The organism is Brevundimonas sp. UBA2503, assembly GCF_002341485.1.
Classification (GTDB): Bacteria; Pseudomonadota; Alphaproteobacteria; order Caulobacterales; family Caulobacteraceae; genus Brevundimonas; species Brevundimonas halotolerans.
Window position 1 is genome coordinate 66,428 of the sequence record NZ_DDOD01000005.1, and the last position, 12,351, is coordinate 78,778.

The following is a 12,351-nucleotide window of genomic DNA, read 5'->3' on the forward strand; positions in this document are numbered from 1 at the left end:
GCGCGCCATGCTGATCTATCACTATGACCCCGCGACGGGCCTCTACAGAGGGGCAGGGATGGCCGAAGCCGACCCTATGGAGCTCGAGCTGGCGCGCCAGGCCGCCTCCGCGCCACTCGCAGCTGCCGCCCACGATACCTACGCGGCCGCTTACCAGCAGGCGCTGTCGGACTTTGCAGACGCCCCGCGCACAACGCTCGACCAACTGGCCCAGGCCGAACAGGATCTGGACGCCGCCATCGGTCAGGCCATGCAGATCCGCGACGCCGCTCTGGTCGACGCCTCCGCCGCCGCCGCCCGGGTGAGACCCGAGCACTGGCTGATCCCGGCCAACGCCACCACGGTAGCACCGCCTGCCTTCAGCTTCGACGAGGAGGCCGTCTTCGAGGATGGCGTCTGGAATGTCCGCCCGGCCGCTACCGGCGATGATGATCCCGACATCGAGCCCGACGAGGTCGTGCTGGCGCAGGCGGTCAGGTCCGACAGGGCCCGCCGCATCACCCGGGTCCGCTGGCTCATCGACCGGCACCGGGACGAGGTGGCGCTAGGCATCACGACCACACTGACGGCCGAGGACTATCAGACCGTGCTGCGCTACATCCAGGACCTGCGTGACGTGCCTGAGCAGAGCGGCTTTCCGCACACGATCAGCTGGCCCGAGATGGATGAAAGCCTGACCGCCATCGGCTGACCGCCTTTTGTGCCGTGCGGTGCTGACAACACCACGGCCCTGCGAACCGTCGCGGCCTGCGCCATCGTCCGCAGCCTATGACCCGGCCCGCCAGCACCCGTCAGGACTCCGATCCCGATCGCACGATCGGCGCGCTTTTGCGTGTCGGCACGGTCCAGTCCGTCGACCTCGAGGCCGGCAAGGTCATCGTCGCCATGGGCGACCAGACCACCCCGCCGATAGACTGGCTGATGCCGGTCGGCGACACCACGCTCTGGATCCCGCCGACCGTGGGTCAGCAGGTCCTGGTCCTCGCGCCCGAAGGCGACATCGAGCAGGCCATGGCGCTGAACGGCCTGCCGTCCTCGGCTTTCGCACCGCTGTTCCTCGGGCTGGTCAATGCCATCCGCTTCAAGGATGGAGCCCAGGTCGCCTATGACCCGGAGGCCGAGCGCCTCGAGGTCAACACTCCGGGCAGCGTGAGCATCACCGCGCCGGGCGGCGTCACCATCGTCGGCGATACCACCATCACCGGCAATGTCTCGATCGACGGCGACACCGCGATCACCGGCAACACCGTGGTCGACAAGAAGGTGACCGCCACCGAAGACGTCGTGGTCGCCGTTCCCGGCGCACCCAAGAGCCTCAAGGCGCACGTCCACACCGGCGGCACGATCTCCGGCAAGACGGGAGCGCCCGTATGACCGGGATGTCCCGCTTCACTGGTCAGGCCATCGACAGCCGCAGCACCGAGCACCTGGAGCAGTCGATCAGCGACATCCTGACCACGCCCGAGCGCAGCCGCGTCATGCTGCGGCCCTATGGCTCGCGGCTTCCCGATCTGGTCGACCAGCCAGACAACCCTCGCACCCGTCTGGCCATCTATGCCGCGACGGCCATGGCCCTGTTGCGCTGGGAGCCGCGCGTGCGCCTGACCCGCGTGACACTCGAGCGTCCACGGCCCGGCGCGCTTTACCTCCGGATCCTCGGCAAGCGCGTGGATCTGCCCCGGCCCCAGGGCTTCGACTTCGCCTATCCGCTGTCCCCCTCCCAATCCGCCGTCTGATCGCCCGCTTCTCAGCAAGGAAACCCCATGGCCCTGACCCCTCGCCCCCACGGTGTTACCCTCACCGCCGCCGCCCTCGGCGCGGTCGCCCTGATCGTCAATCCCCTGTCCGTCTGGGGCATTGTCGCCACCGCGCCTGATGCGGTCGGCCTTGACCTCAACACGCCCATCCTCGTCCAGGACCTGGAGGCGACGATTGCCGCGGCCGGCGCGGCGGGCACTGCTTCACGCGCCCTGCGTGCCATCGCCGACTTTGGCCGCTCGACCGGCGTCCTGATCCTAGTCGAGGAAGGGGAGGGCGTCGATCCCGAGGACATCGCCGCAGATCAGGCCGCCAATGTCATCGGTGGCCTTCAGGCCCTGCTCTTGGCCGAGCAGACCGTGGCCGTCCGCCCTCGCATCCTGGCCGCCCCGGGTTTGGATGATGCCGCCGTCACCGCCGCCATGGGCGTCGTCGCCACCCAGCTGAGGGCCATGGCCTATGCTCGCGCCGTCGGTGCCACCCCGGCCGAGATCCACACCTACCGCCAGACCTATTCGACCCGCGAACTGATGCTGATCGACGGCGACTTCGACGCCTTCGACGCCCTGGCCGAGGCCGAGGTGGTCAGCTTCGCCACCGCTCGCGCGGTTGGCGCGCGCGCCTGGCTGGACCGCGAGGTCGGCTATCACAAGACGATCTCCAATGTGGCCGTGCCGGGCGTACTCGGCCTGACCAATCCCCGCACCTGGGATCTGCAGTCGGCCGACACCGAGATCGGCCTGATCAACGGGGCCGACGTCACCGGCCTGATCCGCCGCAATGGCTTCCGCTTCTGGGGCAACCGCACCTGTTCGGATGATCCGCGCTACGCCTTCGAGAGCGCCGTCCGCACGGACCAGGTGCTGCGCGACACCATCGCCGAGGGCGTCTTCCCCTACATCGACCAGCCGCTCCGCCAATCCCTGGCGATCGACATCATCGAGAGCCTGAATGCGCTGGGCCGTCGCGAGGTCCTGGCCGGTCGCCTGATCGGGTTCGAGGCCTTCGTCGCCGAGAGCAACACGCCCGAGATGCTGGCCGCCGGCAAGCTGCGGATCGGCTACCGCTTCACGCCCTGCGCCCCGCTCGAGGAGCTCGGCATCGGGCCGGAGATCACGGACGAATTCTACGCCGACTTCGCCGAACTGGCCGGCGCCGCCTGATCCCCCTCGAAACCCTGAGCCCAAAACTGAGCACAGCCTAAACGCCCCTCGCGCCCCTTCATCCAGGAACACCCGCCATGCAACTGCCCCGTCAGCTCAAGGACATGAACGTCTTCAACGCCACCGGCTCCTTCGCCGGTCAGGCGGGGAAGTTCACCCGGCCGAAGCTGGTCATCAAGACCGAGGACTATCGCGGCGCCGGCATGCTGGGCACCGTTAAGCTGGACATGGGGCTGGAAGGCCTCGAGGTCGAGCACGAATACGGCGGCGACATGCCCGAGCTGAACCGCGAATTCGGTTCGACCGACATCGATGGCAGCCAGCTGCGCTTCGCCGGGGCCTATCAGAACGATGCGACCGGTCGCTATGACGATGTCCAGATCGTGGTGCGCGGCCGCCATATCGAGATCGATTCCGGCACGGACGAGGTCGGCGCCACATCGGGCACCAAGTACAAGACCGCCTGCACCTATTACAAACAGACCCGCAACGGCCGCGTCGAGTTCGAGATCGACATGATCGCCGGCACCTTCATCGTCGACGGCGTCGACCGCCGCGCCGAGCTGCGCCGCATCATCAACTGATGACGGCCGGGCGCTCCCTTCCCCCGATCGCGGTCGCGCTCCAGCGCCAGCGCCAGGATGACCTTGCCCGTCGTCAGGCCGCCGATCGTCACTTCGACCGCTTCCAGGCCGCGCTCACGCGGCGAACTCGCCGGGATCCTTCCAATGACCAAAGCCTCTGACATTCCGCCCGCCCCGCCGCTGGATGCCGAGAAGGCCGCCGACAAGCCCCGCTCGGGCGTGGACAAGAGCGGCCGCCCCTGGGCCCTGGTGACGCTCGACAATCCCGTTGAGCGCGGCGGCGAAAAGATCGTCGACGTGACCGTCCGCAAGCCGAAGGGGGGCGACCTTCGCGGCGCCAAGCTGACGGACCTCTACTCGGCCGACGTGGTGGCCATGTCGATCGTCCTGCCGCGCATCACCGAGCCGATGATCCACCGCCAGGAGTTCATGGACATGGACGGAGAGGACATCGCCCAGCTGGCGGGTGAGGTGATCAATTTTTTGCTGACGAAGTCGCAGCGTCGGGAAGCCTCCCTGGCCGAGTAGAGGACGCCTTCGCGGACATCATGTTCGTGACCCATGGCTGGACCCGGGCCGACCTGATGGCGCTGGATCTGGCCGAACTGGCCGAGGAACGCGACCGCGCGATCGCCCTGTGGAATCGGGTCAACGGCCCCAAGGAAGCCTGACCGGTGGACAAGAACCTTCGCCTCAACCTGATCTTCAAAGCCGCAGGAAACGCTAAGAGTTTTCTCAGCGGCGTGAAGGGCGAGAGCGACCGGACGTCCAGGGCTTTGGGTGCGGCCCGTGAGCGCGTCAGCGATCTGCAGAAGAGCGTCCGGAACATCGCCGCCTACAAGCGCCTGCAGGGTGAGCTCGGCCAGACGCGGTCGCGCCTGGCCGAGGCACAGAAGGAAGCCCAACGGCTGGGTCAGGCGCATGCTGCAGCTGACAGGCCGACCCGCCAGCTGACCCGCGCCATGGAGCTCGCCCGGGGCAAGGTCCGGGATCTGCAGGAGCAGGAGCAGCGCCGGCGGCGCGGCCTGCAGGATCTCCGGGGATCATTGGCAGAGGCCGGGATATCTACCAAGAACCTCAGCGGCCACGAAATGCGGCTCGCCCGCGAGCTGCGCGAGGCCAATGGTGAGCTGCGCGAACAGGCGCGACAGCTCGAGGTCGTGGCTGCCCGACAGCAGCGCCTGGACCGGGCCCGCACGCGCTACGACAACACCCAGCAGCTGGCCGGCACGATGCAGGGTGCCGGCATGTCGTCGATGGCCGCAGGCGGTGCGCTGGCAGCCCCCCTGTTCATGGGTGGCCAGGCGGCGATGTCATTCGAAGACGGCATGCTGGATGTGGCCAAGGTCGTCGACTTTGAGACGCCGCTTCAGTTCCGACAAATGTCGAATGATATCCTAGACCTGGCCACGCATATTCCGATTGCGTCAGAGGGGCTGACCCAGATTGTCGCGGCTGCAGGGCAGGCGGGCATCGCCCGGCGCGAGCTCCTCCCGTTCGCCGATGACGCGGCCAAGATGGGCATCGCCTTCGACACGACCGCTGACCAGGCCGGCACCATGATGGCCACATGGCGCACCGCCTTCCGCATGACCCAGCCCGAGGTCCGGGGGCTCGCCGACCAGATCAACTACCTGGGCAACACCGGGCCCGCCAATGCGATGCAGATCTCTGACATCGTCACCCGCATCGGCCCGCTGGGTGAAGTCGCCGGCATGGCGGCCGGCGAGATCGCGGCTCTCGGCTCTACGATTGCTGGCATGGGGGTCAGCGAAGAGATTGCCGCAACCGGGATCAAGAACACGGTGCTGGCCTTGACCAAGGGCGAAGCGGCGACCCGCATGCAACGGCAGGCTTGGAAGGCGCTGGGCCTCGACGCGGTGGCGGTCTCGAAACAGATGCAGGTCGATGCCGGCGGCACCATTTTGGATGTCCTGACGCGGGTCTCCAAGCTCGCGCCCGATCGCCAGAGCGCGATCCTGACCCAGCTCTTCGGATCGGAATCGGTGGGCGCCATCGCGCCCATGCTTACCAATCTGGAGCTCCTCGAGGAGAACCTCGGCAAGGTCGCCGACAGCAGCCTCTATGCGGGCTCGATGCAAAAGGAGTTCGAGTCCCGGGCCGCGGCCGCGTCAAACGCGGTCCAGCTGGGCAAGGAGGGTATCAAGGCGCTTGGTGTCGAGATCGGGAGCGCCTTCCTGCCCCAGATCAAGGCTGGGGCGCTGGCACTCCGTGACGGCGCGAACCGTGTGCGGGCGTTTGCCCAGCAGCATCCGGGAGCCGTAAAGGTCATTGGCACCTTGCTCGCGGTCCTGGCCGCCGGCCTGATCGTCTTCGGCGGCCTCGCCATGGCTGTCGCAGCCGTGCTCGGCCCGTTCGCGCTGCTGCAGCTGACCCTGACGCAAACGGCGGTCCTGTTCGGGCCGGTCCTCACCGGGCTGAAACTGATGACCATGGGGGTCTGGCGGTTCACCGCCGCCCTGCTGGCGAACCCCATGGTGCTGATCGCCACTCTCATCATCGCTGCGGTCGCGGCCGTGGCCTATGTGATCTATCGGAACTGGGGCAGGATCGGGCCGTGGCTCAAGGGTCTTTGGGACGGCATCACCCGTACGGTCAGTGGCGGGCTGGGCCTGATCAAGTCCTATATCCTGAACTTCACCCCGCTCGGCTTGGTCATTCGGAACTGGCAGCCGATCGTCGCCTTCGTTCGCGCCCTGTGGAACCTGACTGGCCAAGCCGTCGGCCTCGGCCTCGACTACGCCAAATACCTGCTCGTCCGGTTCTCGCCCATGCCGTGGGTCCGAAAGGCCTGGTCCGGCGTCACCGGCTTCCTCGGCGGCGTCTGGGGCGGAGCCAGGAAGGTTGTCGGCAAAGGCCTGGCGCTGATTGGCGACGGCCTGATGCGGTTCACGCCTCTCGGCTTCATCGTCCGCAATTGGGATCCGATCACCCGGTTCCTGCAGGCGGCTTGGGACCAGTACAGGAGCGCCGTCCAGACGGGCCTCGATGCTATCGGCGGATTGCTGATGCGGTTCGCGCCGCTGGCCTTCATCATCAACAACTGGGGCCCCATCTCCGGCTTCGTCATTGGCCTGTGGGGCAGGGTAAAGGGCGCTGTCAGCACGGGCCTGAGTGCCGTTGGTGCGCTGATCCGAGCCTTCAATCCGCTCGACGCTTTCAAGGCCACCTTCGCCAGCGTGTGGACCTGGCTGTCTGACCTCCCGGGAAAGCTGGCCAAGGCCGGCGCCGACGCAATGAGCGGCTTTGCACGAGGCATCCGGGGCAAGCGGGCGGAGGTTCAGGCCGCAACGGCGGAAGTGGCACGCGTGCCCGAGGCCACTACCCGGCGCGTGACGCAGACCCGCTCACCGTCGCGAGTCATGATGAACGTCGGCCGGGACGTCATGTCCGGCTTCACCCTCGGCCTCGGCCAGAACGGGCGCGGCCCGGCCTCGGTCATGGCCGGCGCCGCAGCCGCGCTGATCGCGGCGGGATCCGTGACCATGCCGGGCGTCCGGCCGGGGATCATCGATGGGTCCGAGCGGGACGGCGCCGCGGCATTCTCCCCCCGGGCCGCGGCCGACGGATCGGGCCTGGCGCGCCCGGTGTTCGATGCGGGGCCCCGGCTGGAAGCGCGTGCGGCCGCCACACAGGCCGCTTCTGGACCGGGATCCGCGGGGCTGACGATCGGCACGCTTCACATGACCATCATCCAGAAGCCGGGCGAGGACGCCGAGGCGCTGGCTCGCCGCGTGGCCGAGCTGCTCCGTAAGCCCGACCTATCGAGCCTCTCGGATGATTCCGACAGCTATGGAGAGGCCTGATGTCTGACACGGCCATGCTGATGTCGCTCGGGATGTTCGGATTCTCGATCGACAGCGCCCTGTTCGACCAGATGCGCCGGCGCAGATCCTGGCGTCATCCGACCAACGAGCGGGTCAATGCCCGCCCGGCCGGTCAGTTCGCGGGCCCGGGTGACGACATGATTGAACTGTCGGGCATCCTCGCCCCCGGCCAGATCGGCCGCAAGGATGCGCTCGAGGAGCTGGCGGCCATGGCCGACACGGGTCAGGCCTGGACCCTCGTGGACGGGGAGGGCTTCGTCTATGGCGCCTTCGTCATCGAGGGCCTCGATGAGGGCAAGCGGAACTTCATGGCGGGCGGCATCGCCCTGCAGACGGACTTCAGCCTGCAGCTGCGCCGCATGGACGACACCGAAGGCGAAGAAGCCCCGGCTGAGGCTACCTCGTGACCCAGGCGCCCGGGTATATCCACCGCCAGGCCGCCTACGACCTGGTGGTCGACGGCAACAGCATCAGCGGCGACGTCTATCCTCGCCTGATCAGTCTGGGCCTGTCAGAGCGAAGGGGCACAGATGCCGACGAGCTCGAGCTGGTCCTGGACGATTCAGACGGGCGGGTCGCCATCCCGTCACCCGGTGCGGAGATCTCGCTCAAGCTCGGCTGGCGAGACCTGGCCGATGGCGGCACCACCAGCCTGATCGACAAGGGCACCTTCAAGGTGGATGGCCGGCGCCACACGGGAACGCCCGACCGCCTGATCATCAAGGCCCGGTCAGCCGACCTTACGCGGGCCTTTCGAACCCGCCGCACCCAGACCTGGACCGATGCCACCCTCGGCCAGGTGCTGGCCGACGTTGCCGGCAGAAATGGCCTTCAGTCGCGCGTGGGGGCCGACAAGGCCGCGCTGACCATTTCTCATCTCGATCAGGACCGTGAGAGCGACAGCGCCTTCCTCGCGCGTCTGGGGCGCCTCCACGACGCCGTGGCCACCGTCAAGGCCGGCCATCTGCTGTTCGCGGCCGTCGGCTCCGGAGAGACCGCCGGTGGCACGCCCATTCCCCCCGCCACCCTGACCCGCCGCGACGGCGACCGTCACGATTGGGAAGCTCCGGAGCGGGAGAACTATTCGGGCGTCATCGCCGTCTGGCAGGACCGCGCGGCGGCGACCCGGCGCGAAGTCCTCGTCGGCTCGGCCAGCAACCCCAAACGGCTCGGCCGCGTCTACGGATCACAGGCCTCGGCCAAGCGCGCGGCGGAGACCAATTTCAAGCGACAGGGCCGCAAGGGTGCGACCTTCAACCTGTCGCTCGCCCGCGGCCGGCCCGATCTCTACCCCGAGCAGAAACTGACCCTGTCAGGATGGAAGCCCCAGATCGACGCGGCCGACTGGCTGATCGTCGAAGCGCGCCACACCCTGTCCGGCAACGGTGGCCTCACCACGTCGCTGCAGCTCGAGCTCGGCGGCTCGCCCTCGTCCTCGGGCTGAACAGCCCCGACTGCATAACTCACGGTTCTTTTACACTGATGTTTGGGAAGATTTCTGCTATGACATCCACAGGGGCAAAGTCGGGGTCATCCATGCAAGACACGGCCACTACGGCTGCCTCAAGTTCTGGTCGGTTCAGTTCTTCCCACCAGCCGGACGCCTTCAAGGAACCGGGCCGCCGCTTCGGCGGTCACATCCGCACCAAATGTCCTCACTGCCGGGCCCAGGCCAAGGTGCGAAGCAGCAAGGTCATCACGCCGCTCTACAAGGAGCTGCGATTCCAGTGCTCGGACATGGAGTGCGGCCACACCTTTGTCGCCAGCCTGACGATCGACCGCACGATCGTGGCGTCGGCCCGGCCTAATCCGACAATCCGTCTCCCGGTCGGCAACCCCCGGCCGACGACGCCGGCGAACGATCTCTGAGACCGCAGAGCTACCGATTCCGGAACATCCGGGCGACAAAAGTTGGAATGGGGATCAGGAGCGAGTTGGAATGGCCTCTCGCCCAAAAAGGCGGGCGCGCCACTTATTCCTGATTTTGCTGAGGAAAAAGTGGCGCGAGTGACGGGGCTCGAACCCGCGACCTCCGGCGTGACAGGCCGGCACTCTAACCAACTGAGCTACACCCGCGTTTCCCGTTCAGGCGTCGCCGCCCGAAGGAGGGCGTCGTTTAGGCGGGGCCTCGACCGACGTCAAGCGGGTCGAGGCCCCATTTTTTTCATCAACCCGCAGGAACGCTCTGGACCGGAGGTTCCGATGTCGCCGCTGCCTCTGCCGGAGCGGACGGACCGGTCAGGGCCTCGGGCTGTGCGGCCTCGATTGGCGGCGGCGGCTGGTACCGCACGCTTTCGCCGGGCCCCAAGGGAATCTGGAAGGCCGCCCACAGTCCCGTCAGAATCGCCCCTGTCACCGAGAAGGCGATCGAATAGGGCAACATGACAGCCATCAGGCTGCCGAGACCGAACTCCTTCACCCATCGCTGGGCGAAGGTCAGAATCAGCGGGAAGTAGACCATCAGCGGCGTGATGATGTTGGTGGTCGAATCGCCCATCCGGTAGGCGGCGGTGGTCATATAGGGGCTGACACCGACGAGCATCAGCATCGGCACCAGAATGGGCGCGAGGAAGGCCCACTTGGCCGAGGCCGAGCCGACGAAAATGTTGACGAGTGCGGCCACTACCACGATCGACACCAGCAGGATGAACAACTGCATTGCCCCGATCGGCTCGGTGGAGCCTGCCTCGATGCCCGACAGCAGCCGGATCTGCTCGGCGCCCGCCACGGCCATGATGGGGCCGAGGCCCGACCAGTTGAACAGGGCGACAAAGTGGGCGGCGACAAAGGCCAGCACGATATAGGGGCCCATGTCGGCCATGGCCTGTGAGGTCATGCGGACGATGTCACGATGGCTCCTGATGGTCTTGGCCGCGATCCCGTAGGCCGTACCCGTCAGCAGGAACATCAGGAAGAAGGCCGCGACCAGCGAATGGTAGAAGGGCTGAAGCCGCGCGGCCTGGGTTTCGCCTTCGGGATCGATGAGGGGCGCCGAGGGCGACAGGACCAGCCAGGCGAACAGGCCGATGACCAGCAGGGCCGCAAGGCCGGCCCAGACGAGGCCCGCACGCTCACGGCTCTCAAGCGGCTTTTCGGCGTCCTCGATGGGCGCACCGGCAATCGGGGTCCAGGTACCGAGGCGCGGCTCGACGATCTTGTCGGTCACCCACCAGCCGACCGGCACGAACAGCAGGGTCATGCCCGCGATGAACCACCAGTTGCCGGCGATGTTGATCGAGAAGGACGGATCGACCAGCTGCGCCGCCGGCTCGGTCAGGCCCAGCAGCAGCGCATCCAGCTGACCGGGGAAGATGTTGGCCGAGAAACCGCCGGACACCCCGGCAAAGCCCGCCGCGATCCCGGCGATCGGGTGACGCCCGGCAGCGGCATAAATGGCCGCCGCCAGCGGGATCAGGACCACATAGGCCGCATCGGCCGCGTGGTTGGCGACGATCGCCACGAAGATCACGATCGGCGTCAGCAATGCCCGGGGAGCTTTGGACACGCCGGCCTTCATCGCCGACGAGAACAGGCCGGTCCGCTCGGCCACGCCCGCGCCCAGCATGACCACGAGCACATACCCCAACGGGGCAAAGCCGGTCAGGGTCTTCGGCATGTCTTCGAACAGGCGACGAAGATTCTCTCCGGAGAACAGACTCTGTGCCGCGATCACATCGCCTGTGATCGGATTCAGCGCCTGCCAGCCCTGGGCCGAGGCGAAGACGCTGAAGCCCATCAGCCCCAGGATGAGCCAGACGAAAATGAAGACGGGGTCGGGCAGGCGATTGCCTGCCTTTTCCACCCCGTTCAGCAACCAGTTGCCGATACCCATGTGCGAGATTCCCTCAGCTATGCCCCAACCTTGAGCGGAGACCTTGGCAAAGGCCGGGAACCCTGTCGATTCCCCAGTGTGAACTGCGAACCGTTCTCAAGAAAAACCTTTTGCCGCATGGGTTTGAACCCGGGACGGCTTGGGTCTAGAAAGCGCCGAATCCGCCGTCTCCCCGGTGCGCGAGGCCTCATCTGATGAATGCATTCCTGCTCGAATATCTGCCGGTCGTGATTTTCCTCGCGATCGGGGCGGTGATCGGCATCCTGTTCATGGTCGGAGCCTGGGCGCTTGCCCCGTCCAATCCGGACTCCGAGAAGCTTTCCGCCTATGAGTGCGGGTTCAACGCCTTCGACGATGCACGCATGAAGTTCGACGTGCGCTTCTATCTGGTGTCGATCCTGTTCATCATTTTCGACCTCGAGGTCGCCTTCCTGTTCCCGTGGGCGGTGTCGATGTTCGATCTGTCGACGGGCGGAATGGTCTTCGCCTTCTGGTCGATGATGGTGTTCCTGGGCGTGCTGACCGTCGGCTTTATCTACGAGTGGAAACGAGGAGCCCTGGAATGGGAGTGATCGTCACCCCGGACGGCCGTCCCGCCAGCACCGCGTTTGGCCAGGGCGCCCGATCGACGGTTCAGGGCTATGACCCCAAGATCCACGACAAATTCTTTGAGGCCGTGAACACCGAGGTCGGCAAGGAGGGGTTCATGACCGCCTCGCTGGATGACGTCATCACCTGGGCGCGCACCGGCTCGCTGATGTGGATGACCTTCGGCCTGGCCTGCTGCGCCGTGGAGATGATGCAGGCCTCGATGCCGCGCTTCGACATGGAGCGCTTCGGCATGGCCCCGCGCGCCAGCCCGCGTCAATCGGACCTGATGATCGTGGCTGGCACACTGACCAACAAGATGGCCCCGGCGTTGCGCAAGGTCTACGACCAGATGCCTGACCCGCGCTATGTCCTGTCGATGGGCAGCTGCGCCAACGGCGGCGGGTATTATCACTATAGTTACAGTGTTGTACGCGGTTGTGACCGGATCGTGCCGGTGGACGTTTACGTGCCGGGGTGCCCGCCGACGGCGGAGGCGCTGCTCTACGGCCTGCTGCAGCTGCAGAAGAAGATCCGTCGCACGGGGACCATCGACCGATGAGCGCTCTGGAAGCCCT

The 12,351-nt window shown here is 66.6% G+C and carries 14 protein-coding genes and 1 tRNA gene; 13 read left to right on the top strand and 2 right to left on the bottom strand.

Translation table 11 applies throughout. The annotated features are described in order from the left end of the window. The first annotated feature begins 7 nt into the window (after positions 1-7). The 11 genes from B4K74_RS01155 (at position 8) to B4K74_RS01205 (ending at position 9,222) form a co-directional block, all read left to right on the top strand. A complete protein-coding gene (locus tag B4K74_RS01155) occupies positions 8-691 on the top strand; it encodes a phage tail assembly chaperone (RefSeq protein WP_286691398.1) in 684 nt (227 codons plus the stop codon). A gap of 77 nt (positions 692-768) precedes the next feature. After that, positions 769-1,374, top strand: a complete 606-nt coding sequence (locus B4K74_RS01160; protein ID WP_286691399.1) for a phage baseplate assembly protein V — start codon at positions 769-771, stop codon at positions 1,372-1,374. After that, the gene (locus tag B4K74_RS01165; protein ID WP_286691400.1) at positions 1,371-1,736 is read left to right on the top strand and encodes a GPW/gp25 family protein; all 366 of its coding nucleotides are present in this window, start codon (positions 1,371-1,373) and stop codon (positions 1,734-1,736) included. The genes B4K74_RS01160 and B4K74_RS01165 overlap by 4 nt, the downstream gene beginning before the upstream one ends. A gap of 27 nt (positions 1,737-1,763) precedes the next feature. Beyond that, complete coding sequence (locus tag B4K74_RS01170) at positions 1,764-2,921, top strand: phage tail sheath subtilisin-like domain-containing protein (protein ID WP_286691401.1); 1,158 nt, start codon at positions 1,764-1,766, stop codon at positions 2,919-2,921. Positions 2,922-2,998: 77 nt separating this feature from the next. Beyond that, positions 2,999-3,505 carry a phage major tail tube protein gene (locus tag B4K74_RS01175; RefSeq protein WP_286691402.1) on the top strand — a complete coding sequence of 169 codons (507 nt, stop codon included), beginning with the start codon at positions 2,999-3,001 and terminating at the stop codon, positions 3,503-3,505. A 144-nt stretch (positions 3,506-3,649) separates the two neighbouring features. Further along, positions 3,650-4,033: a phage tail assembly protein gene (locus B4K74_RS01180; protein WP_286691403.1), complete on the top strand. Its 384-nt coding sequence runs from the start codon at positions 3,650-3,652 to the stop codon at positions 4,031-4,033. A gap of 20 nt (positions 4,034-4,053) precedes the next feature. Further along, positions 4,054-4,176: a hypothetical protein gene (locus B4K74_RS01185; RefSeq protein ID WP_286691404.1), complete on the top strand. Its 123-nt coding sequence runs from the start codon at positions 4,054-4,056 to the stop codon at positions 4,174-4,176. Between the two features lie 3 nt (positions 4,177-4,179). Further along, positions 4,180-7,332 carry a phage tail tape measure protein gene (locus B4K74_RS01190; protein ID WP_286691405.1) on the top strand — a complete coding sequence of 1,051 codons (3,153 nt, stop codon included), beginning with the start codon at positions 4,180-4,182 and terminating at the stop codon, positions 7,330-7,332. After that, the gene (locus B4K74_RS01195; protein ID WP_286691406.1) at positions 7,332-7,760 is read left to right on the top strand and encodes a phage tail protein; all 429 of its coding nucleotides are present in this window, start codon (positions 7,332-7,334) and stop codon (positions 7,758-7,760) included. The genes B4K74_RS01190 and B4K74_RS01195 overlap by 1 nt, the downstream gene beginning before the upstream one ends. After that, positions 7,757-8,797 carry a contractile injection system protein, VgrG/Pvc8 family gene (locus B4K74_RS01200; RefSeq protein ID WP_286691407.1) on the top strand — a complete coding sequence of 347 codons (1,041 nt, stop codon included), beginning with the start codon at positions 7,757-7,759 and terminating at the stop codon, positions 8,795-8,797. The genes B4K74_RS01195 and B4K74_RS01200 overlap by 4 nt, the downstream gene beginning before the upstream one ends. Positions 8,798-8,889: 92 nt before the next feature. Then, the gene (locus tag B4K74_RS01205) at positions 8,890-9,222 is read left to right on the top strand and encodes an ogr/Delta-like zinc finger family protein (RefSeq protein WP_286691408.1); all 333 of its coding nucleotides are present in this window, start codon (positions 8,890-8,892) and stop codon (positions 9,220-9,222) included. Positions 9,223-9,352: 130 nt separating this feature from the next. Here the strand turns inward: B4K74_RS01205 and B4K74_RS01210 are convergent. Both B4K74_RS01210 and B4K74_RS01215 read right to left on the bottom strand, forming a co-directional pair. Then, positions 9,353-9,429 (bottom strand) — tRNA-Asp (locus tag B4K74_RS01210). A gap of 91 nt (positions 9,430-9,520) precedes the next feature. Beyond that, positions 9,521-11,185, bottom strand: a complete 1,665-nt coding sequence (locus tag B4K74_RS01215; protein WP_286691409.1) for an AbgT family transporter — start codon at positions 11,183-11,185, stop codon at positions 9,521-9,523. Positions 11,186-11,379: 194 nt separating this feature from the next. Between B4K74_RS01215 and B4K74_RS01220 the strand changes: the two genes are divergently transcribed. Together B4K74_RS01220 and B4K74_RS01225 are read left to right on the top strand one after the other, a co-directional pair. Further along, the gene (locus B4K74_RS01220; protein ID WP_123286763.1) at positions 11,380-11,757 is read left to right on the top strand and encodes an NADH-quinone oxidoreductase subunit A; all 378 of its coding nucleotides are present in this window, start codon (positions 11,380-11,382) and stop codon (positions 11,755-11,757) included. Further along, positions 11,748-12,335, top strand: coding sequence for a NuoB/complex I 20 kDa subunit family protein (locus tag B4K74_RS01225; protein WP_286691410.1), 588 nt, complete (start codon positions 11,748-11,750; stop codon positions 12,333-12,335). The genes B4K74_RS01220 and B4K74_RS01225 overlap by 10 nt, the downstream gene beginning before the upstream one ends. Positions 12,336-12,351: the final 16 nt, after the last annotated feature.

What these genes read in the sequence shown, in the direction of transcription:
- B4K74_RS01155 (WP_286691398.1), top strand. Translation starts at nt 8, where the DNA reads ATGCTGATCTATCACTATGACCCCGCGACGGGCCTCTACAGAGGGGCA.
- B4K74_RS01160 (WP_286691399.1), top strand. Translation starts at nt 769, where the DNA reads ATGACCCGGCCCGCCAGCACCCGTCAGGACTCCGATCCCGATCGCACG.
- B4K74_RS01165 (WP_286691400.1), top strand. Translation starts at nt 1,371, where the DNA reads ATGACCGGGATGTCCCGCTTCACTGGTCAGGCCATCGACAGCCGCAGC.
- B4K74_RS01170 (WP_286691401.1), top strand. Translation starts at nt 1,764, where the DNA reads ATGGCCCTGACCCCTCGCCCCCACGGTGTTACCCTCACCGCCGCCGCC.
- B4K74_RS01175 (WP_286691402.1), top strand. Translation starts at nt 2,999, where the DNA reads ATGCAACTGCCCCGTCAGCTCAAGGACATGAACGTCTTCAACGCCACC.
- B4K74_RS01180 (WP_286691403.1), top strand. Translation starts at nt 3,650, where the DNA reads ATGACCAAAGCCTCTGACATTCCGCCCGCCCCGCCGCTGGATGCCGAG.
- B4K74_RS01185 (WP_286691404.1), top strand. Translation starts at nt 4,054, where the DNA reads ATGTTCGTGACCCATGGCTGGACCCGGGCCGACCTGATGGCGCTGGAT.
- B4K74_RS01195 (WP_286691406.1), top strand. Translation starts at nt 7,332, where the DNA reads ATGTCTGACACGGCCATGCTGATGTCGCTCGGGATGTTCGGATTCTCG.
- B4K74_RS01205 (WP_286691408.1), top strand. Translation starts at nt 8,890, where the DNA reads ATGCAAGACACGGCCACTACGGCTGCCTCAAGTTCTGGTCGGTTCAGT.
- B4K74_RS01215 (WP_286691409.1), bottom strand. Translation starts at nt 11,185, where the DNA reads ATGGGTATCGGCAACTGGTTGCTGAACGGGGTGGAAAAGGCAGGCAAT.
- B4K74_RS01220 (WP_123286763.1), top strand. Translation starts at nt 11,380, where the DNA reads ATGAATGCATTCCTGCTCGAATATCTGCCGGTCGTGATTTTCCTCGCG.
- B4K74_RS01225 (WP_286691410.1), top strand. Translation starts at nt 11,748, where the DNA reads ATGGGAGTGATCGTCACCCCGGACGGCCGTCCCGCCAGCACCGCGTTT.